Origin of the sequence: Agrobacterium pusense (genome assembly GCF_900102105.1) — a bacterium.
Lineage (GTDB): Bacteria > Pseudomonadota > Alphaproteobacteria > Rhizobiales > Rhizobiaceae > Agrobacterium > Agrobacterium pusense.
In genome coordinates this window covers 766,559-785,758 of the sequence record NZ_FNBB01000001.1, presented here as the reverse complement: position 1 = coordinate 785,758, position 19,200 = coordinate 766,559, and the positions used below count along the sequence as shown (strand labels likewise).

General features: G+C 58.9%; 17 protein-coding genes. 9 read left to right on the top strand and 8 right to left on the bottom strand.

Annotated elements, in window-relative coordinates:
- Window positions 1–30: 30 nt before the first annotated feature.
- The 6 genes from BLU28_RS03970 (at window position 31) to BLU28_RS03945 (ending at window position 8,101) form a co-directional block, all read left to right on the top strand.
- On the top strand, window positions 31–1,125 hold the full coding sequence (locus BLU28_RS03970; RefSeq protein WP_004439268.1) for a microcin C ABC transporter permease YejB: 1,095 nt from the start codon (window positions 31–33) through the stop codon (window positions 1,123–1,125).
- The gene (locus tag BLU28_RS03965; protein WP_077986548.1) at window positions 1,125–2,270 is read left to right on the top strand and encodes an ABC transporter permease; all 1,146 of its coding nucleotides are present in this window, start codon (window positions 1,125–1,127) and stop codon (window positions 2,268–2,270) included. Before BLU28_RS03970 ends, BLU28_RS03965 begins: the two co-directional genes overlap by 1 nt.
- Window positions 2,271–2,275: 5 nt before the next feature.
- Window positions 2,276–3,916 (top strand): ABC transporter ATP-binding protein, encoded by a 1,641-nt coding sequence (locus BLU28_RS03960; RefSeq protein WP_037089634.1) that lies wholly within the window; start codon window positions 2,276–2,278, stop codon window positions 3,914–3,916.
- A gap of 100 nt (window positions 3,917–4,016) precedes the next feature.
- Window positions 4,017–5,264 carry an NAD(P)/FAD-dependent oxidoreductase gene (locus BLU28_RS03955; protein ID WP_077986806.1) on the top strand — a complete coding sequence of 416 codons (1,248 nt, stop codon included), beginning with the start codon at window positions 4,017–4,019 and terminating at the stop codon, window positions 5,262–5,264.
- A gap of 172 nt (window positions 5,265–5,436) precedes the next feature.
- Entirely contained in the window at window positions 5,437–6,798 is a 1,362-nt protein-coding gene (locus BLU28_RS03950) for a glutamine synthetase family protein (protein ID WP_004439273.1), read from the top strand.
- A 1-nt stretch (window position 6,799) separates the two neighbouring features.
- Window positions 6,800–8,101, top strand: coding sequence for an NAD(P)/FAD-dependent oxidoreductase (locus BLU28_RS03945; protein WP_035206568.1), 1,302 nt, complete (start codon window positions 6,800–6,802; stop codon window positions 8,099–8,101).
- Here BLU28_RS03945 and BLU28_RS03940 read toward each other — a convergent pair.
- The 7 genes from BLU28_RS03940 to rirA form a co-directional block, all read right to left on the bottom strand.
- Window positions 8,098–8,586 carry a gluconokinase gene (locus BLU28_RS03940; protein ID WP_034496349.1) on the bottom strand — a complete coding sequence of 163 codons (489 nt, stop codon included), beginning with the start codon at window positions 8,584–8,586 and terminating at the stop codon, window positions 8,098–8,100. The two genes, BLU28_RS03945 and BLU28_RS03940, sit on opposite strands and share 4 nt — an antisense overlap.
- A gap of 107 nt (window positions 8,587–8,693) precedes the next feature.
- On the bottom strand, window positions 8,694–9,434 hold the full coding sequence (locus BLU28_RS03935) for an ABC transporter permease (RefSeq protein WP_072493827.1): 741 nt from the start codon (window positions 9,432–9,434) through the stop codon (window positions 8,694–8,696).
- Window positions 9,431–10,369 carry an ABC transporter ATP-binding protein gene (locus BLU28_RS03930; protein WP_077986550.1) on the bottom strand — a complete coding sequence of 313 codons (939 nt, stop codon included), beginning with the start codon at window positions 10,367–10,369 and terminating at the stop codon, window positions 9,431–9,433. The genes BLU28_RS03935 and BLU28_RS03930 overlap by 4 nt, the downstream gene beginning before the upstream one ends.
- Entirely contained in the window at window positions 10,366–11,532 is a 1,167-nt protein-coding gene (locus BLU28_RS03925) for an ABC transporter permease (protein WP_168247066.1), read from the bottom strand. Before BLU28_RS03925 ends, BLU28_RS03930 begins: the two co-directional genes overlap by 4 nt.
- Window positions 11,533–11,613: 81 nt before the next feature.
- Window positions 11,614–12,525, bottom strand: a complete 912-nt coding sequence (gene osmF / locus BLU28_RS03920) for a glycine betaine ABC transporter substrate-binding protein OsmF (protein WP_006699768.1) — start codon at window positions 12,523–12,525, stop codon at window positions 11,614–11,616.
- Window positions 12,526–12,648: 123 nt separating this feature from the next.
- Entirely contained in the window at window positions 12,649–13,695 is a 1,047-nt protein-coding gene (locus tag BLU28_RS03915) for an AbrB family transcriptional regulator (RefSeq protein ID WP_077986810.1), read from the bottom strand.
- 171 nt (window positions 13,696–13,866) lie between these two features.
- Complete coding sequence (rirA, locus tag BLU28_RS03910) at window positions 13,867–14,337, bottom strand: iron-responsive transcriptional regulator RirA (RefSeq protein WP_004439283.1); 471 nt, start codon at window positions 14,335–14,337, stop codon at window positions 13,867–13,869.
- A gap of 173 nt (window positions 14,338–14,510) precedes the next feature.
- Here rirA and BLU28_RS03905 point away from each other — a divergent pair, with 173 nt between their 5' ends.
- Entirely contained in the window at window positions 14,511–15,560 is a 1,050-nt protein-coding gene (locus BLU28_RS03905) for a Fe(3+) ABC transporter substrate-binding protein (RefSeq protein ID WP_052114182.1), read from the top strand.
- A gap of 90 nt (window positions 15,561–15,650) precedes the next feature.
- Here the strand turns inward: BLU28_RS03905 and BLU28_RS03900 are convergent, their stop codons facing one another.
- Window positions 15,651–17,147, bottom strand: coding sequence for a CoA-acylating methylmalonate-semialdehyde dehydrogenase (locus BLU28_RS03900; RefSeq protein ID WP_077986551.1), 1,497 nt, complete (start codon window positions 17,145–17,147; stop codon window positions 15,651–15,653).
- Window positions 17,148–17,252: 105 nt separating this feature from the next.
- Here BLU28_RS03900 and BLU28_RS03895 point away from each other — a divergent pair, with 105 nt between their 5' ends.
- Window positions 17,253–18,134: a LysR family transcriptional regulator gene (locus BLU28_RS03895; protein WP_004439288.1), complete on the top strand. Its 882-nt coding sequence runs from the start codon at window positions 17,253–17,255 to the stop codon at window positions 18,132–18,134.
- Window positions 18,135–18,257: 123 nt separating this feature from the next.
- Window positions 18,258–19,175 (top strand): DMT family transporter, encoded by a 918-nt coding sequence (locus BLU28_RS03890; RefSeq protein WP_006699764.1) that lies wholly within the window; start codon window positions 18,258–18,260, stop codon window positions 19,173–19,175.
- Window positions 19,176–19,200 lie beyond the last annotated feature (25 nt).

Genomic DNA, 19,200 nt, shown 5'->3' with positions numbered 1-19,200 from the left:
CGCTGACCGAACGGCTGGGGGAAAAGGCTGATGGGCGCCTATATCCTCAGACGTCTGGCGCTGATGATCCCGACCATCATCGGCATCATGGGCATTTCGTTTCTTGTCATCCAGTTCGCCCCGGGTGGGCCGGTGGAACAGGTCGTCGCGCAGCTGACGGGTCAGGGCGACAGCGCCTCCGACCGGCTCTCGGGCGGCGGCGATCTCATGGGGCAATCAGGCGGCTTCGATGAAAGCGGTTCGAAATATCGCGGTGCACAGGGGCTCGATCCGGAGCTGATCAAGAAGCTCGAAAAGCAGTTCGGTTTTGACAAACCGCCGCTCACCCGGTTCCTTGAAATGATGTGGAATTACATCCGCTTCGACTTCGGCGACAGCTTCTTCCGCAATTCGTCGGTCATCGATCTCATCATTGACAAGCTGCCGGTCTCGGCCTCGCTCGGTTTCTGGATTCTGATCATATCCTATGTGATTTCCATTCCGCTCGGCATCAAGAAGGCCGTTTCCGATGGCTCGACCTTCGATGTCTGGACCTCAGGCATCATCATCATCGGTTATGCGGTGCCGAGTTTCCTGTTCGGCATCCTGCTCATCGTGCTTTTCGCCGGCGGATCGTTTTTCGACTGGTTTCCGCTGCGGGGCCTGGTGTCTGATAATTTCGACCAGCTGAACTGGTGGCAGAAGATCATCGACTATTTCTGGCATCTTACCCTGCCATTGATCGCTCTGTCGCTCTCCGCCTTTGCGACAACGACGCTTTTGACCAAAAATTCCTTCATCGACGAGATCAAGAAGCAATATGTCATTACCGCCCGCGCCAAGGGTCTCACCGAGCGCAAGGTCCTTTATGGGCATGTTTTCCGCAACGCGATGCTGATCGTGATCGCCGGTTTTCCGGGTGCTTTCATCTCGGCCTTTTTCACAGGCTCACTGCTCATCGAGAATATTTTCTCGCTGGATGGTCTCGGCCGCCTCGGTTATCTCTCGGTCGTCAACCGTGATTACCCGATCGTCTTCGGCACACTGTTCATCTTTTCGCTGATGGGCCTTGTCGTCGGCCTGCTCTCTGACCTCATCTACACATGGATCGATCCGCGTATCGATTTCGAGCGGAGGGACGTGTGATGTCGCTCGCTCAACCTGCAGGAACCGAGACGCTGGTAAATCCCAAGCGCCCGTGGTTTTCGCCGACGACCAAGCGCCGCTGGCAGAATTTCAAGGCAAACCGCCGTGGATACTGGTCATTCTGGCTGTTCCTGATCCTGTTTTTCCTGAGCCTGATGGCGGAATTCATCGCCAATGACAAACCCATCCTCGCCTCCTACAAGGGCGAGCTGCTGGTGCCGGTTATGGTGGATTATCCGGAGGAGAAATTCGGCGGGTTCCTGGCCCAGACCGACTACAAATCCTCTTTCATTCAGGACGAGATCAACGCCAATGGCTGGATGATCTGGCCGCCGATCCGCTACTCCTACCAGACGGTCAATTCCAATATTCCGCATTCCGCGCCCACGGCACCTTTCTGGCTGATGGATAAAAAGGAGCGCTGCTCGGCCTATCCGCAGGGTGATGCCGATCCCGGCTGCACGCTTGGTAATCTGAACTGGCTCGGCACCGACAATCAGGCCCGCGACGTCACGGCGCGGATGATCTACGGCTTCCGCATCTCCGTGCTGTTCGGCCTGACGCTGACCATTGCTTCCGCCATTGTCGGCGTCACCGCCGGCGCCATTCAGGGCTATTTCGGCGGCTGGACGGACCTGCTTTTGCAGCGTTTCATCGAAATCTGGTCGTCCATGCCGGTGCTTTACATCCTGCTCATCATTGCGGCCATTCTGCCGCCCGGCTTCTTCGTGTTGCTTGGGATCATGCTGCTCTTCTCATGGGTCGGCTTCGTCGGCATTGTCCGCGCCGAATTCCTGCGTGCCAGAAACTTCGAATATGTCCGTGCCGCCCGTGCGCTCGGCGTCGGCAACTGGACGATCATGTTCCGGCATCTTCTGCCCAATGCCATGGTGGCGACGCTGACCTTCCTGCCCTTCATTCTTTCCGGCTCCATCACCACGCTTACCTCGCTCGACTTCCTCGGCTTCGGTATGCCGCCGGGCTCACCGTCGCTGGGCGAGATGATCGCGCAGGGCAAGAATAATCTTCAGGCGCCCTGGCTCGGTCTCACGGCCTTCTTCACGATGTCCATCATGCTGTCGCTCCTTATTTTCATCGGCGAGGCCGTTCGCGACGCCTTCGATCCACGCAAGACGTTCCGGTGATCGCCATGACGGAAACAAATATCCAGCCGCTGCTCTCCGTTCGCGATCTCTCCGTCGCCTTCCACCAGGGCGGCGCGACAAGTGTTGCGGTCGATCACGTCTCCTTTGACCTGATGCCGGGCGAAGTCGTTGCCCTTGTCGGCGAATCCGGCTCTGGCAAGTCGGTGACAGCCAATTCCATCTTGAAACTGCTGCCCTATCCGGCAGCAAGCCACCCCTCGGGCAAAATCCTGTTCGATGGCAAGGACATGCTGACATTGCCCGAGCGCTCGCTACGTGCGGTGCGCGGCAACGATATCACCATGATCTTCCAGGAGCCGATGACCTCGCTCAATCCGCTTCACACCATCGAGCGTCAGATCGGAGAGATCCTTGAGCTGCATCAGGCAATCACGGGGAGCGAGGCGCGTGAACGCACACTGGAGCTTCTGCGCCAGGTCGGCATCCGTGAACCGGAAAAACGCCTGAAAGCCTATCCGCACGAATTGTCCGGCGGCCAGCGACAGCGTGTGATGATCGCCATGGCGCTTGCCAACCGGCCGAAACTGCTGATTGCCGACGAGCCGACGACGGCGTTGGACGTGACGGTTCAGGCCCAGATTCTTGAACTCCTCGGTGATCTGAAGAAGCAACACGGCATGTCCATGCTGTTCATCACCCATGACCTCGGCATCGTCCGTAAATTTGCCGACCGCGTCTGCGTCATGACGAAGGGGAAGATCGTAGAAACCGGAACCGTCGAACAGGTTTTCAACGATCCGCAGCATGCCTATACACGCCACCTGCTGGCGGCGGAGCCTAAGGGCGAGCCGCCGGTTTCCGACAGCAGTAAGCCTGTGGTCATGCAGGGCGACGATATCAAAGTCTGGTTTCCCATCAAGGCGGGGCTAATGCGTCGCGTTGTCGACCATGTGAAGGCGGTGGACGGTATCGATATCACGCTGCGTGCCGGCCAGACGGTGGGCGTGGTCGGGGAATCCGGGTCCGGAAAGACAACCCTTGGTCTCGCGCTCTCCAGGTTGATCGCATCTGAAGGACGTATCAGCTTCATCGGCCAGTCGATCGACCACTATTCCTATGAGATGATGAAGCCGCTCAGGAACCGGCTGCAGGTCGTGTTTCAGGACCCCTATGGTTCACTCAGCCCGCGCATGTCGGTGGGTGAGATCGTCGCCGAGGGCTTGAAGGTGCATGAGCGGTCGCTGTCTGCCGACGAACGCGATACGCGCGTCGCCACCGCGCTGGAAGAGGTCGGTCTCGATCCGGCCACCCGCTGGCGATATCCGCATGAATTTTCCGGCGGCCAGCGCCAGCGCATCGCCATTGCCCGTGCCATGGTGCTTAAACCCCGTTTTGTCATGCTGGACGAGCCGACATCGGCACTCGACATGAGTGTGCAGGCGCAGGTGGTCGATCTCTTGCGTGATCTCCAGGCAAAGCATGAACTCGCTTATCTCTTCATCAGCCACGACTTGAAGGTGGTGAAGGCACTTGCCAACGACCTGATCGTCATGCGTCACGGCAAGGTGGTGGAGAGCGGCCCGGCGGCGGAAATCTTCGCCAGTCCACAGCAGGATTATACCCGGGCGCTCCTGGCGGCTGCCTTCCACATCGAGGCCGTGAAAACGAAGGCGATTAGCCAGTAGGCCGCGTGGTGTTTCTGTTAAGGCAATGATTTTTCTGTTGCTTCGCGAAAAATGGCGACCCATGTTGCTGGGTATGTGACGCAGAGACGGATTGATTGCCATGGCAGCGGATGTGATCGTTTTGGGGGCGGGGATCATTGGGGTTTCCACCGCCCTGCAGCTGGCCCGCAGGGGCAGGTCGGTGGTGCTGGTCGACCGGCGCGGACCGGGTGAGGAAACCTCTTTCGGCAATGCCGGTCTGATCCAGAGAGAAGGTGTGGTTCCCTATGCCTTTCCGCAGGATCTCGCCCTGCTGCTGCGCTATTCCCTGAATAACAGCATCGATGCCCGTTATCATCTCTCAGCTCTGCCCAAGATCGCGCCTTTTCTGGGCCGCTACTGGTATAATTCCGCAGCCGCGCGCCATGCGGCAATTGCCCGGGCCTATGCACCGCTGATCGAGCACTCGGTATCCGAGCACAACATCCTGATCGAGGAGGCCAAAGCCGGTGACCTGATCGTCAAGAATGGCTGGATGGAGGCCTACCGAACCGCCGCACGGCGGGACGCTGATTTTGCCTTTGCCGAACGTCTGGCGCGAGACCATGGCATTTCCCATACGAAACTCGACGCTGAGGAACTTGCCACTGCCGAACCGCATCTGAGCCATGATTTCGTCGGCGGCCTGAAATGGAACGATCCCTGGTCGGTGCTCGATCCGCATGCGCTGACGCTCGCTTATGTCCGGCTGTTCGAGAGCCTCGGTGGACGCCTGTCAAGGGGCGATGCGTCCACCCTCAGTCAGACGGCAAGCGGTTGGACGGTGCGCACCGAAACCGGCGCAGTCGAGGCCGAACATGCCGTCGTGGCGCTAGGCCCTTGGGCAGATACCGTCACCGAGCGACTGGGCTACCGTTTTCCGCTCGGTGTGAAGCGCGGTTATCACATGCATTACGCGCCGCAGGAAGGCACTAAGCTCAATAACTGGCTGATCGATGCCGAGCGAGGATATTTCCTTGCGCCGATGCGAAAAGGTATCCGGCTGACGACGGGTGCGGAATTTGCCGAACGCGATGCGCCGAAATCGCCCGTGCAGATTGAACGGGCGGAGCGGGTGGCGCGGACCGTCTTTCCTCTTGGCGGCCGGCTGGACGCGGAACCGTGGATGGGTGCCCGGCCCTGCACGCCGGATATGATGCCGATAATCGGCAAGGCGCCACGTCACCGGACTTTATGGTTTGCCTTCGGCCACGCCCATCACGGGCTGACGCTCGGGCCCATTACTGGTCGTGTTCTGGCTGAAACGATACTGGGCGAAACGCCTGTTATCGCGATTGACGCGTATCGCCCGGGAAGGTTCAATCCCTGAGAACGAAATCTGCTGGCCTTCTGTGAGCGGGCCACGTAACATGGTCCCATGCAAAGGGGAAAAGGGGCAGACGTCATCATGGTGGCGAGGTTTCTCATCTATCAGCAGCAGGATGATTTTCGCTAGCGAAGATTGCTGCGCATGATCAGAGATGGAAACGGCTTGCTGGTGCATGATGGATGATATTGAAAACGCAAAGAAATTTTTCGTCGATAACCCCGATATCGAAATACTCGAAGCCTTTGTCATAGATGCCAACGGCGTGCCGCGCGGCAAATGGATTCCGCGCGAACGGGCAATCGACGTGCTTGAAAAGGGGATGGCCATTCCCCGTTCCGTTTATGCGCTGGATATCTGGGGCCGTGATGTCCACGCTGCGGGCCTCGCGGAGGGCACGGGTGATCCGGACGGCTTCTGCTTTCCCGTTCCCGGCACACTGTCGCGGGTGACATGGCTCGGCCGGCCGACGGCGCAGGTTTTGCTCGCCATGAAGAATCCGGATGGAACCGGTTTTTACGGCGATCCGCGCCATGTTCTCGCGCAGGTTCTCAATGCTTATAAAAAAGCGGGTTTGACCCCTGTCGTGGCCACTGAACTCGAGTTTTACCTGATCGATCCCGTTCGTTCGGCGCTCGATCCCGTGCGTCCGCCGCACAGCCGCGAGGGCCGGTGGCATACGGGCCAGACGCAGGTCCTGTCGATTTCAGAGTTGCAGGATTTCGAAGATGTTTTCCACGACATCGCGACAGCGTGCCGCGCGCAGGGCGTGCTTGCCGATACGACGCTGCGGGAAAATGGTCCCGGCCAATATGAGATCAACCTCAATCACGTGCCTGACGCGTTGCAGGCTGCCGATTTTGCCGTTTTTCTAAAGCGTATCGTTAAAGGAGTGGCGCGTCGGCATGACCTCGACGCCACCTTCATGGCCAAGCCCTATGGGCTGCAGGCAGGCAATGGCATGCATGTGCATTTCTCCGTTCTCGACAGGGATGGCAGGAATATCTACGCGGGAGAAAACGGCCCTTCGGATGCGCTGCTGCATTCGGTCGGCGGCCTCCTTGAAAACATGGGAGAGAGCATGGCGATCTTTGCACCTCATGCCAATTCCTATCGCCGCCTCACACCGAGCGAACATGCGCCGACCTATGCCTCCTGGGGTATCGATAACCGCTCAGCAGCGGTGCGCGTCATTGTTGCCAGCAAGGCGGCGACGCGTATCGAACACCGCGTCGCCGGCGCCGACACCAACCCCTATCTGGTTCTCGCGATGATACTGAGCGCCGCGCTCGCCGGCATGAAGGAGAAGCGCCAGCCCGGCGGCGCGATTTCCGGCGACAGTCACGCGATCAACCATGAGCCGCTGCCCACCAACTGGGACTATGCGCTGCAACGCTTCACGCGCTCCAGCTTCGCCTATGCGACGCTTGGCCAAAAATACCGTACGCTGTTTTCCGCCTGCAAACAGCAGGAGCTTTCCGAATTCTCCCTGCGTGTAACCGACGTCGAATATGACGCCTATATCAGGACGGTGTGAAATGGTTGAGGTCACCAACGTTCCCAATCCCGGCCACACATCGTCATGGTATGCGGCCTCCGCTAATGTCAAAACTGTGCGGCCGACGCTTGAGGGCGCGCTGGAAGCCGACGTCTGCGTGATCGGCGGCGGTTTCACCGGCATTTCCGCCGCCCTTGAACTCAGTGAACGTGGCTACGCGGTTATTGTGCTGGAAGGCGTGCGGGTCGGCTTCGGCGCGTCGGGGCGCAACGGCGGGCAGATCGTCAACGGTTACAGCCGGGATCTCGAAACCATCGCCGGCCGCTACGGGTATGAAAAGGCGGTGAAGCTTGGGGAGATGTCGCTTGAAGGCGGCGCGATCATCCGCAACCGCATCGCCAAATATGCCATCGACTGCGATCTGGTCGACGGCGGTTTCTTCGCCGCCTTCACGTCAAAACAGATTCGCGAAATGGAGGCACACAAGGCCCATTGGGAAAAACATGGTCATGGCGGCCTGGAAATGGTCTCCGGAGCGGATGTCGGCCGCTACGTGAAGACCGATCGTTACGCCGGTGGCATGATCGATCGTTTCGGCGGCCATATCCATCCTCTTAATCTCGTGCAGGGCGAGGCGGCGGCTGCCGAAAGCCTGGGCGCTCGGATATTCGAAAATTCGCGGGTCATTGCGGTAGAGCAGGGGGAAAACCCCGTCGTGCGGACGGCAACGGGCAGCGTGAGGGCGAAATATGTTCTCGTCTGCGGCAATGCTTATCTCGGCAAGTTGCTGCCGGAAATCGGCGAACGGATGATGCCGGTCTCGAGCCAGGTCATGGCAACGGAGCCCCTTAATGCCGATCTGATTGAGGCGCTTCTGCCGGCTAATTATTGCGTCGAAGATGCCAATTACATTCTCGATTATTACCGTCGCACCTCGGACAACCGTCTGCTTTACGGCGGAGGTATCGGTTATGGCGGCAGCGATCCGGCCGACCTGACAGGCGTGATCCGCCCGAACATGCTGAAGACCTTCCCGCAGCTGGAAAAGATAAAGATTGAGTATGCCTGGAGCGGCAACTTCGCCTTGACCCTGACGCGTATTCCGCACATGGGCAAACTGTCGGACAATATCTACTTTTCCCATGGCGACAGCGGTCACGGGGTAACGACCACGCATCTGCTCGGCAAGATATTGGGCGAGGCCGTCGCAGGCCACGCCGAACGTTTTGATATCTGGAGCTCCTTGCCGAACTATCCCTTCCCGGGTGGCAAGACGTTCCGCGTTCCGCTGACCGTACTTGGCGCCTGGTGGTATGGCCTGAGAGACAGGCTCGGGCTTTAAAACACGACCGTTTTCAAAGCGGAAAGCGCGTTCGAAACGATCTCTTCCGGTGTCGTATCGATGCTGACAGCCACGACGCCGGGCTCTCCCGTCGGTACTTCCAGCGTGGCAAGCTGGGTCTGAAGCAGCGAGAGCGGCATGAAATGGCCCTTGCGCTCGCCCATCCGCCGGCTAAGCAGTTCCAGGCTGCCATCCAGATAGACGAACGCCAGCGGGCCGCCTGTGGCCTGGCGGAGGCGGTCGCGATAGATTTTCTTGAGCGCCGAGCAGGAAACGACGACACCGTTGCTTTCGCTGCCTTTGCGAAGTTCCGCGCCGACGAGATCGAGCCAGGGCCAGCGGTCTTCATCCGTAAGGGGAATACCCTCTGACATCTTGTCGACATTGGATTTGGGGTGGAGTTTATCGCCCTCAATAAAGGCAATGCCCAGTTTCTCCGCCAGACCTTCCGCGACCGTGGACTTGCCAGAACCGCTCACTCCCATCACGACGATTGCCTGTGTCACCCGAACCTCTGAAATTTCTGTTTCGACGGTTTGCCCCTACCATGTGCGGCGAACGCCGGGAATATAAAATGTGACGCATGTCCTGTTCATTGCCCGGTTCTGCGGGCCGCGGTCCTTTCCAGGGCGGAAAAGCCGGTATGGATCAGGATCGCCAGTGCCGCAACGATAAGCCCGCCTTGAAGGATGAAAGCGAGATTGTTGGATTGCAGGCCGGCGATGATAACTTCCCCAAGCGTCCTTGCGGCAACTGTTGAGCCGATGGTGGCGGTGGAAAGGCTGATGACCGCCGAAAGTCGGATCCCGGCGAGGATGGCCGGCAGGGCGAGCGGCAGCTCCACTTTTACGAGCCGTTGCCAGCCGGTCATGCCGCTGCCTCTTGCGGCATCCACCACTGCTGGCGGAAGGGTGGTAAGTCCGGTCAGCGTATTTTCGAAGACGGGCAGCAGGGCATAAAGAAACAGCGCGATCAGAGTGGGTTTTTCGCCAAAACCGATTATCGGCACCGCGAGCGCCAGAACCGCCACAGGGGGAAAGGTCTGGCCGATATTGACGATGCTGCGGGAGAGCGGAAGGAAATCCCTTCCGAAGGGTCGGGTTACGAGAATGGCGAGCGCACCCGCCATCATCGTGGCAAACCCCGTTGCGATAGCGACAGTGGCGAGATGCGAAAGGGTGAGGGAAAGCAGATTGGCCTGCGTGTAGATGGCTGGCGCATTGGCTTGCACAAGGGGGCTGAACAGGGGCGAGAAGCTCTGGGGCGAGGCAAGAAACGCCATCAGCGCCAGCACCAGAAATCCCAGGGCGAAGAAAGAAGCGGCTTTTCTCATCGGTTTCCGGCGGCGCGCTGGAGGAGAACGTCACGCCGCACCAGGCCCGCGGGCTGTCCGCTGTCTTTTATTACTGGCAGGACATCGCGGCCCGCCCATAACATGGCCGAAAGCGCGTCGCGCTGGCTTGTATGTTCGCTGAGCGGCTCGCCCTCGGCGCTTCCCGGCTCCACGACATCGGCAACCGAGAGGACCGAGAGCAGTTTCAGCGCGCGTTCGTTTTCCCCGATCATGGTGCGCACGAAGTCATTCGCGGGTTTCAGCACCAGTTCTGCCGGCGGACAGTCCTGCACGATACGTCCCTTGTCCATGACTGCAATACGATCAGCCAGATGAAAAGCCTCGTCCATGTCGTGCGTGACGAGAACGATGGTCACGCCCAGCTTCTTCTGTATATCGATGAGGTCTTTCTGGGCCTTGGCGCGGATAACCGGATCGAGAGCGCCGAATGGCTCGTCCATCAGGAGAATGTTCGGTTCAGCGGCCAGCGCCCGCGCCACGCCGACACGCTGCTGCTGGCCTCCGGAAAGTTCATGCGGGAAACGCTCGGCATAAAGTGCAGGTTCGAGCTGGAAGAGGTGCATCAGCGCATCGATCTTCGCAGCGATGCGTTTGCGGTCCCAGCCGATCAGCTGCGGCACGGTCGCGATATTCTCCGCCACCGTTCGATGCGGAAACAGGCCATGGCCCTGAATGGCATAGCCTATCTGGCGGCGAAGCCTGAATCCGGGTATCGCGCTGGCATCTTTTCCGTCTATTCGGATTGCGCCGGAAGTTGGCTCCACCAGCCGGTTTATCATGCGCAGCAGGGTGGTTTTTCCCGACCCCGACGTGCCGACGATGACGGTGACGGTGCGCGGCGCGAACGTTAGTGACACCTGGTCCACAACGGTCGTATCGCCATATCGCTTCGTGATGGTGTCGATCTCGATCATGCCTTTTGCCTTCCGCCTGCGCTGAAGAGATTGCTGTCGATGAGGGCGTCAAGCATGATTGCAGCCGCAAAGCCGAGGAAAACGGTCGGCACGGTACCCAGCAGCACGAGGTCCATCGCCGTCTGCCCGATGCCCTGGAAGACGAAAACGCCAAAACCACCGCCGCCAATCAGCGCCGCGATCGTCGCGAGCCCAATATTCTGCACCAGCACGATGCGGATGCCGGTGAGGATGACCGGCATGGCCAGCGGAAACTCCACCCGCAGCAGGCTTTGCGTCGAAGTCATCCCGAGTCCGCGCGCTGCCTCCCGGACTGCTCGCGAAACACCGGAAAGGCCAACCACCGTGTTGGAAACCACCGGTAGCAGCGAATAGAGAAATAGCGCCACGAAGGCGGGCGCCATGCCTATGCCGGCGATGCCGATCTTTGCCGCGCCCGGCACCGTCGCTGCGATCCATCCAAGCGGCGCGATCAGCAAACCGAAAAGAGCGATGGAGGGTATGGTCTGGACGATGTTGAGGGTGTTCAGCACGCTCGCCCGCAGCCGCTCCACCTTGTAGCAGAGGAGGCCGAGCGGAATGCCCACGAGCGTCGCCGCAACGAGCGAGCCGATGGCGAGCTGCACGTGCCGCAGTGCTTCGGTCCAGAATGTGTCGGCTCTCCCGGTATATTCCCTGATGATCGAGAGATCGTTCCAGAGACCGCTTGTCAGCACGGCCGCAAGTGCAGCCGCCGCCAGCAGCAACAGCAAAATCCGAACGACGGGCCTGGGCCTGAGACGGGCTATACAATCCGTAGCAAGCAGGGCCAGCCCGGCAAAAATCAGCCAGAAACCGCTGGCAGGCGAGACGCGGGCAAAACTATTGCCCTCCGGTGTCAGGAAAGAAGCAGCCTGACCGACGAAAACCGCCAGTACTGCAAGCCCGACCAGCGCAATCGTGAGTTTGAGGCGGGCGGAAAAGCGAAAGAACGCGATGAATGCAGCAAGAAGAACGACGGTGGTGATAATGGCGGCAGCCAAAGCCGGGAGGGCTTCGAAAACCGTTCGTGTCTCACCCTGAACGATCCGGTTTGCACGGAATGTCATGAAGGGCGCCACGAGAAGCGCATAGAGAAGCAGGCATGAAATCACCACCCCCACCTTGTCAGGCCATTTCGTCAAATCCCACTCCCCTGTCTCATCGATCAGGCGAAGGCCGGAAGAACGAATTTTTCCCGACCCGTCGCCCGGAACCACAGACTATTACTTGACGAAGCCGTTCTTGGTCAGGAAGTCGAGCGCGACGGTTTTTGCCTGCTCGCCGCCCACCTGCACACGGGCGTTAAGCTCCTGCAGGGTCGCCAGATCGAGCTTTTCAAACACGGGTTTCAAAAGTTCCTCGATATTCGGATGCTTTTTCAGGACTTCTTCGCGAATGATGGGCGCCGGCTGATAGACAGGCTGCACATGTTTGTCGTCCTCCAGCACCACAAGACCGGACGGGGCGATGCCGCCATCCGTGCCGTAGACCATGGCGGCATTGGCGTTGTTGGTCTGGTTGGCTGCGGCTGCGATGGTAGCGGCCGTATCGCCGCCGGACAGCGTGATCAACTGGTCCGGCTTCATGGTGAAGCCATAAGTGGTCTGAAACGCCGGCAGGGCAGCAGCCGAGTTGACGAATTCGGAAGAAGCGGCAAGAACCACTTCACCGCCGTCGGCAACATATTTGCCGAAATCGGAGAGCGTCTTCAGCTTGTTTTTGTCCGCAACATCCTTTCGCAGCGCGATTGCCCAGGTATTGTTGGCCGGGGAGGGCGTCAGCCAGACGATCTTGTTGGCGTCATAGTCGAGCGTCTTTGCTTCCTGGTAGGCCTTGGCGGCGTCCTTCCAGAGCGGGTCATCCGCCTTGGAGAAAAAGAAGGCGGCGTTGCCGGTATATTCGGGGTAGATGTCGATCTCGCCCGCGGTAATCGCCTTTCTGACGACTGGCGTTGCGCCGAGCTGAATGCGATCCGTCGTCTCGATATTGTTCTTGCTGAGAACGGCGAGAATGATGTTGCCGAGAACGCCACCCTCCGTGTCGATTTTCGACGACACGACCACTTGCGCCTGAGCGATCGAAACAGAAAAGGCAAGCGCAAGTCCGGCGCCCGTCAACGTCATCAAGCGGTTCATGAATGGTCCTCCGATGGGTCAGCCTGCCGAGCAGGCGAAAGGTCGCCGCCCGCAATTGCGGCTAAGCCTGAACGTACCGGAGAGAAAAAGGTTGCAATGCTGCCAGCATTTTTCCGGCAGATGTCAGGTTTCGCCGTCTCGTGTTCGGGCATCCTTTCCCATGACGAGCGGCATAAGAACCGACAGGAACAGAAGCCTGATGACGTGATGCGAGCCGACATAGGCGGTATCTGCGTGCATCATGACCGCCATCGCAGCCATCGTTTCGAGGCCACCCGGTGAATAGGCGATCATTACCGCATTGAGCGGAACGCCGGTCACGTGGGAAATCATCCAGGCAATACTGCCGGCGATCACCATGACGGCGATGGTGACGACAAAGCCCGCTACAAAGCCCTTGCGCACCTCCATCAGCGAGACATTCGAAAACCGTGTCCCGATCAGGCAGCCGATCAGCACATACACTGGAAGGCTGAGCCAGGTCGGGACGCCGCCTTCAGTGAGGCCGGTAATATGCGTGCCAATGGAGATCGCGACGCCGCCGAGCAGCAGGGCAGCAGGAAACTTCCAGCGCAGGAAAAGCCAGCCGGTCAGCAGGGAAGCGACGATGGTCAGTCCCAAGGTGAGGAGATCCATCGGCGGTTTGGTGAGGAGCGGTTCGGTGCTGACAAGATCGAAATATTCCACGATCAGCGGTACGGAAAGAGTGAGCGCAAGTACCCTGACGCTTTGCACGATGCTGACGGTTGCGAGGTCGCTTTTCGTCTCGGCCCCGAGGCTGATGATATAGCTGAGGTGGCCGGGGGAAGCGCCGAGCATTGCCGTGGTCCTGTCGTAACCGAAGCCGTAATGCAGTATCCAGTAAGCGACATAGAGCATGATGACGACAGCGACGAGGACGACGACAAAGCTCACCGGCCAGGTCTTCGCAGCGTCTATCACGGAGGGCGTCACGCTCGTTCCCATCGAAATGCCGACAACGACGAAACAGGCATTGCGGATGAAGGCGGGAATGCCAAGCCTGAGGCCTGCCAGTCCAGAGATCGTCACCGCAAGTGCCGGGCCGGATAGAAAGGGTGCCGGGATATCGATGAGGCTGGCGAGCAGCGCACCTATGCTGCCGATGAGCGCGGTAAGCGCAAATGTATGGAATTCAGGCTTGATGATCATTGCGACGCTGATTGGTTGCTTGAAAAAGCTCACGACCAAATGCGCCGCTTCCGTTCGCGAGGTCAACACGCGGGATCAAAAATATTCTGTCTCGCGCGGCTTCCTTAAAGAAAAGCCCGTGACCTCATGGGCACGGGCTATGGTGTAATCGCCAGGGAAGCAATAAGACGATCATGCAGCCGGAAGGGCAGCGACCTTCGGCATCGTGGTGTCGAGGCCAAGCAGAAAGTTGATCTGCGGCCGAGCCTTGACGAGATCGTCGATCGAATATTCGGCCAGCACGTCGAAGAAGGCGTTGAGCGCCTTGCGCAGTGCCGAATTCAGGCCGCAGCTGTCAACAAGAGGACATTCGACGGCGCCGTCCTCGAAACATTCCGCCATGGCGAAGCTGTCTTCGGTGACCCTGACCACATCGAACAGGCTGATCTTTTCGGCAGGCTTGCCAAGCCGCACGCCGCCATTGCGGCCGCGAACTGTTTCCACCAGGCCGGCCTTGTTGAGCGGCTGGAGGATCTTGAACAGGAACAGCTCGGAAACGCCATAGGCCTTGGCAATCTCCGGAATGCGGCTCAGATGGCCTTCATTTGCGGCGCAGTACATCAACATGCGCACGGCATAGTTGGTCTGTTTGGTCAAGCGCATGCTGGTCTCCTAACTCTCAATGTGGAGTTATATAGTCTCTTTTTCAGTTTAGAACAATTCCAGAAACCGAAAAAACTGGCATCCATCCGAGATTTCTCACACAGCCTTGTTGACCGCCTTCATGATTCATGAACAAACAAGTCAAGAATCGGAATGTAATGGAGGCATTCACAATGGCAAGCTTGAAATCATATTTTTCCGCTGCCGTTTTTTCAGGGATGATGATCCTTTCCTGCGCACCCAAAGCCTGGGCAGAGGGAGAGGTTAATGTCTATTCCTATCGCCAGCCTGAATTGATCCAGCCGCTGCTCGACGCCTTTACCAAGGAAACGGGAATAGAGACGAATGTTCTTTTTCTCGACAAGGGACTGGTGGAACGCATCCAGGCAGAAGGCGTCAATTCGCCGGCCGATGTGCTGTTGACGGTCGATATCGCCCGTCTGGTCGAGGCCAAGGAGGGCGGTGTCACGCAGCCTGTTCTCAACGATCCCGTCATCGAAAAGGATATCCCCGCCAATCTGCGTGATCCCGAGGGCGAATGGTTCGGCCTGACGACACGCGGCCGGGTTGTCTATGCCTCGAAGGAGCGGGTGAGCCAGAAGGATATCACCTATGAGGAACTGGCGGATCCGAAATGGAAGGGCAGGATCTGCATTCGCGACGGCCAGCATTCCTATAATATTGCGCTGATCGCCTCAATGATTGCACATCATGGTGTCGATTATACCCGCACCTGGCTTGCCGGCCTGAAGAACAACCTTGCCCGCAAACCTGATGGAACCGACCGCAGCCAGGCGAAATCAATCTTTTCCGGCGAGTGTGATATTGCCCTTGGCAACACCTATTATGTCGGCCTGATGCTGACAAATGACCGCGAGCCGGAAGAAAAGGAATGGGCGGGTTCCGTGCGGGTCATCTTTCCCAATGCGGGCGACCGCGGCACGCATGTGAATATTTCCGGCATGGCCCTGACGAAATACGCCCCCAACAAGGACAATGCCCTGAAACTCATGGAATTCCTGGCATCGCGCGAGGCACAGGAAATCTACGCCAGGCAGGTCTTCGAATATCCGGTGCTGCCCGGCGCCGAGCCGTCGGATGTGGTGAAGGGCTTCGGCCCCATCAATCCGGACAGGTTGCCGCTGACGGACATCGCCGCCCATCGCAAGCAGGCATCCGAACTGGTGGACGAAGTGGGCTTTAATGACGGCCCGACCAACTGATCTCAGGCCCTGCTTCCAGGACGGATGAATTCCAGTCAAAAAAGCCCCGCTGCAAAACAGCGGGGCTTTTTTGTATTGCCTGCTTGCGGCTTATTTCATCGTCGGCATGACGAATTCGGCACCCGACTTGATGCCAGACGGCCAGCGCGAGGTGATGGTCTTGGTCTTCGTCCAGAACTTGATCGAATCCGTGCCGTGCTGGTTGAGGTCGCCGAAGCTCGAAGCCTTCCAGCCGCCGAAGGAATGGTAGGCGAGCGGAACCGGGATCGGAACGTTGATGCCGATCATGCCGATATTGACGCGGCTTGCGAAATCGCGGGCTGCATCGCCGTCGCGGGTGAAGATGGCGACGCCGTTGCCATATTCATGCTTCATAGGCAGTTCCAGCGCCTCTTCGTAGTTCTTGGCACGAACGACCGACAGAACCGGTCCGAAGATTTCCGTCTTGTAGATGTCCATGTCAGGGGTGACGTGGTCGAACAGGCAGCCGCCGACAAAATAGCCGTCTTCATAGCCCTGCAGCTTGAAGTCGCGGCCGTCGACCAGGAGCTTTGCGCCCTGTTCCACGCCGCTGTCGATCAGGCCCTTGACGCGCGTCTGGGCTTCCTTGGTGACAAGCGGGCCCATATCGGCCTTGTCGTCGGTGTAAGGACCGATCTTCAGTGCCTCGATCTGCGGAATGAGCTTTTCAACGAGACGGTTTGCCGTCTCTTCTCCGACAGGAACTGCAACGGAAACAGCCATGCAGCGCTCCCCGGCCGAACCGTAACCGGCGCCCATCAGCGCGTTCACGGCCTGATCGAGATCGGCGTCCGGCATGATGATCATGTGGTTCTTCGCGCCGCCGAAGCACTGCGCGCGCTTGCCGTTCATGGCAGCGGTGCCATAGACGTAACGGGCGATCGGCGTCGAGCCGACGAAGGAAACCGCGCCGATATCGGGATCGGTGAGGATGGCGTCGACGGCACCCTTGTCGCCGTTGACGACGTTCAGGATGCCGGCCGGAAGACCGGCTTCGATCATCAGTTCCGCGAGGCGGATCGGCAGCGACGGGTCGCGCTCGGAAGGCTTGAGGATGAAGGCGTTGCCGCAGGCGATCGCCGGGGCGAACATCCACATCGGGATCATGCCGGGGAAGTTGAACGGGGTGATGCCTGCGCCGATGCCGACCGGCTGGCGGATCGAATACATGTCGATGGCCGGGCCCGCGCCTTCGGTGAACTCACCCTTCTGCAGATGCGGAATGCCGCAGACGAATTCGCAGACTTCAAGTCCGCGGACGATATCGCCCTTGGAATCTTCGACGGTCTTGCCGTGCTCGCTGGAGAGCAGCACCGCCAACTCGTTCATGTCTCGGTTCAGAAGTTCGACGAACTTGAAGAAAACGCGGGCACGACGCTGCGGATTGGTCGCAGCCCATTTCGGCTGTGCCGCCTTGGCGCTTTCGACAGCCGTGCGCAGTTCGGCGTCGCTGGCAAGCGCGACCGTAGCCTGAACTTCGCCCGTGGCCGGATTGTAGACATTCGATGTGCGGCCGCTGGTGCCCGGCACATGTTTGCCATTAATGAAATGACCAATTTCCTTCATGGTGTTCCTCCAGAATGTGATGGCGCAGCATTGCCTTTCGATTTGCACAAATCAATCGCCTGAAATAAGCATCAATTGTGCAAAAATAGACACAAGGAACGTGGCATGAACTGGGATGATGTACGTTTGTTCCTGAGCGTGGCGCGAAGCGGCCAGTTTCTTTCCGCGGCCAGAAAGCTCGGTGTGAACCATGCCACTCTCAGCCGCCGGGTTTCCGCGCTGGAAGCCGCCATCGGCACCCAGCTCTTCCTGCGCAGCACCAATGGCTGCGAACTGACGGAGGAGGGTCAGCGGCTTCTTGCGAGTGCGGAGCGCATGGAAACTGAAATGCTGAATGCCCAGGCCAATCTCGGTCGCGTCGATACGGCGGTTGCGGGAACGGTGCGCATCGGCGCGCCGGACGGCCTCGGCGTATCCTTCCTCGCGCCAAGGCTTGGCAGACTGACGGCGCGTTATCCCGATCTGAAAATCCAGCTCGTTCCGGTGCCGCGTTCCTTTTCGCTGTCGCAACGTGAGGCTGATATCGCCATCACTATCGAAAGGCCGGAACAGGGCAGGCTGATGTTTTCCAAGCTCACCGATTATTCACTCGGCCTCTATGCCTCGGCGAATTATCTGGCTGACTACGGAACGCCTGATGATGTCGAGGCACTGAAACGCCACCGGCGGATCGGTTACGTGGAGGACCTGATCTTTTCGCCTTCGCTGAACTTCACCGGCGAAATCATGCGTGACTGGGACGCCGCCTTTGAAATCTCAAGCGCTACCGGCCAGACGGAGGCAGTACGATCCGGTGCAGGGATCGGCATCCTGCACAATTACATCGCGGGCCAATATCCCGAACTTATACGGATCATCCCGCATCTCACCATCAGCCGGTCCTATTGGACGGCTTATCACGAATCCGCTCGCCAGTTGGTCCGTGTCCGCACGGTGGTCAATTTTCTCCAGGAACTCGTGGCCGAAGAACGACGCATCTTCACCTGATATCCGAAGCCCCGGCGTAATAGTACTATTAATTGTGCAAACCCGTCCGTTCTGGACTTGACAAAGGACGGCTGGTTGGACGACCAATGCAACCATTGGGAGATCGGAACTGACATGTCGACTATGATAAAAAAGCTTTCGCCGACGGGCCTCGGCGTGGCCGTGATGCTGCTTGGAATGCTGCTGTTTGCGTTGAACGACGCCATGGGAAAATGGCTCGTATCGACCTACAGCCAGGGCCAGGTGATCCTTATCCGAAGCGCCGCGGCGCTGGTCATCCTTGTTCCGATCGTCTGGAGAGCCGGCCTCTCCGGCCTCGTGAAAATCGAGCGGCCCGGCCTTCAGGCGGCGCGCGTCTTTTTCTCCACGGCCGAGCTTTTCTGTTTCTATTTCGCGGTCGCGGCGCTGCCCCTGGCGGACGTCATGACCTATTGGCTCGCGGCGCCGATTTACGTGGCTGCGCTCTCCCCGTTTCTGCTCGGAGAAAAGGTCGGCTGGCGTAGATGGACGGCCATTGGCATCGGTTTTGTCGGCGTTCTCATCGCGCTCAAGCCGAGCTCGGCAAGCCTCACCTCCGCTGCACTCTTTTCTATCCTCGGCAGCGCTGCCTTTGCATTCATGATGTTGTCCGGCCGCCAGCTGCGCAATACGCCCGACACGGTGCTCGCCTTCTGGCAGATCATCGGGGCTGCGCTTGCGGGCATTGTCGCCGTGCTCGTCACGCCATCAGGATGGCTGCCGGTGCAATCCGGTTTTGATCTTGCCTTCCTCGGCCTGCTCGGCGTCGTCGCCATGGCGGCGCATGTGCTGGTCAATCGGGCGCTTAAACTTGCCGATGCTGCAACAGTTGCGCCGCTGCAATATACGCTGCTGCTCTGGGCGGTCATTTTTGGATGGCTGTTCTTCGGCGATGTGCCCCAGACAAGTATCGTGGTCGGCGCGGGCCTGATTGTTCTTTCGGGCCTTTACATCTTCTTTCGCGAAAATACGCTCAAACGCCGTCGCGAAACCGCCGAAGATCTGGCCGCAGAGCAGGTTTGATCTCTGGTTGCGATCACGGGACTTG

Bases quoted from the DNA above. Each gene is read 5' to 3' on its own strand.
- BLU28_RS03970 (WP_004439268.1), top strand. From the start codon at position 31: ATGGGCGCCTATATCCTCAGACGTCTGGCGCTGATGATCCCGACCATC.
- BLU28_RS03965 (WP_077986548.1), top strand. From the start codon at position 1,125: ATGTCGCTCGCTCAACCTGCAGGAACCGAGACGCTGGTAAATCCCAAG.
- BLU28_RS03960 (WP_037089634.1), top strand. From the start codon at position 2,276: ATGACGGAAACAAATATCCAGCCGCTGCTCTCCGTTCGCGATCTCTCC.
- BLU28_RS03955 (WP_077986806.1), top strand. From the start codon at position 4,017: ATGGCAGCGGATGTGATCGTTTTGGGGGCGGGGATCATTGGGGTTTCC.
- BLU28_RS03950 (WP_004439273.1), top strand. From the start codon at position 5,437: ATGATGGATGATATTGAAAACGCAAAGAAATTTTTCGTCGATAACCCC.
- BLU28_RS03945 (WP_035206568.1), top strand. From the start codon at position 6,800: ATGGTTGAGGTCACCAACGTTCCCAATCCCGGCCACACATCGTCATGG.
- BLU28_RS03940 (WP_034496349.1), bottom strand. From the start codon at position 8,586: ATGGGAGTGAGCGGTTCTGGCAAGTCCACGGTCGCGGAAGGTCTGGCG.
- BLU28_RS03935 (WP_072493827.1), bottom strand. From the start codon at position 9,434: ATGAGAAAAGCCGCTTCTTTCTTCGCCCTGGGATTTCTGGTGCTGGCG.
- BLU28_RS03930 (WP_077986550.1), bottom strand. From the start codon at position 10,369: ATGATCGAGATCGACACCATCACGAAGCGATATGGCGATACGACCGTT.
- osmF (WP_006699768.1), bottom strand. From the start codon at position 12,525: ATGAACCGCTTGATGACGTTGACGGGCGCCGGACTTGCGCTTGCCTTT.
- BLU28_RS03915 (WP_077986810.1), bottom strand. From the start codon at position 13,695: ATGATCATCAAGCCTGAATTCCATACATTTGCGCTTACCGCGCTCATC.
- rirA (WP_004439283.1), bottom strand. From the start codon at position 14,337: ATGCGCTTGACCAAACAGACCAACTATGCCGTGCGCATGTTGATGTAC.
- BLU28_RS03905 (WP_052114182.1), top strand. From the start codon at position 14,511: ATGGCAAGCTTGAAATCATATTTTTCCGCTGCCGTTTTTTCAGGGATG.
- BLU28_RS03900 (WP_077986551.1), bottom strand. From the start codon at position 17,147: ATGAAGGAAATTGGTCATTTCATTAATGGCAAACATGTGCCGGGCACC.
- BLU28_RS03895 (WP_004439288.1), top strand. From the start codon at position 17,253: ATGAACTGGGATGATGTACGTTTGTTCCTGAGCGTGGCGCGAAGCGGC.
- BLU28_RS03890 (WP_006699764.1), top strand. From the start codon at position 18,258: ATGATAAAAAAGCTTTCGCCGACGGGCCTCGGCGTGGCCGTGATGCTG.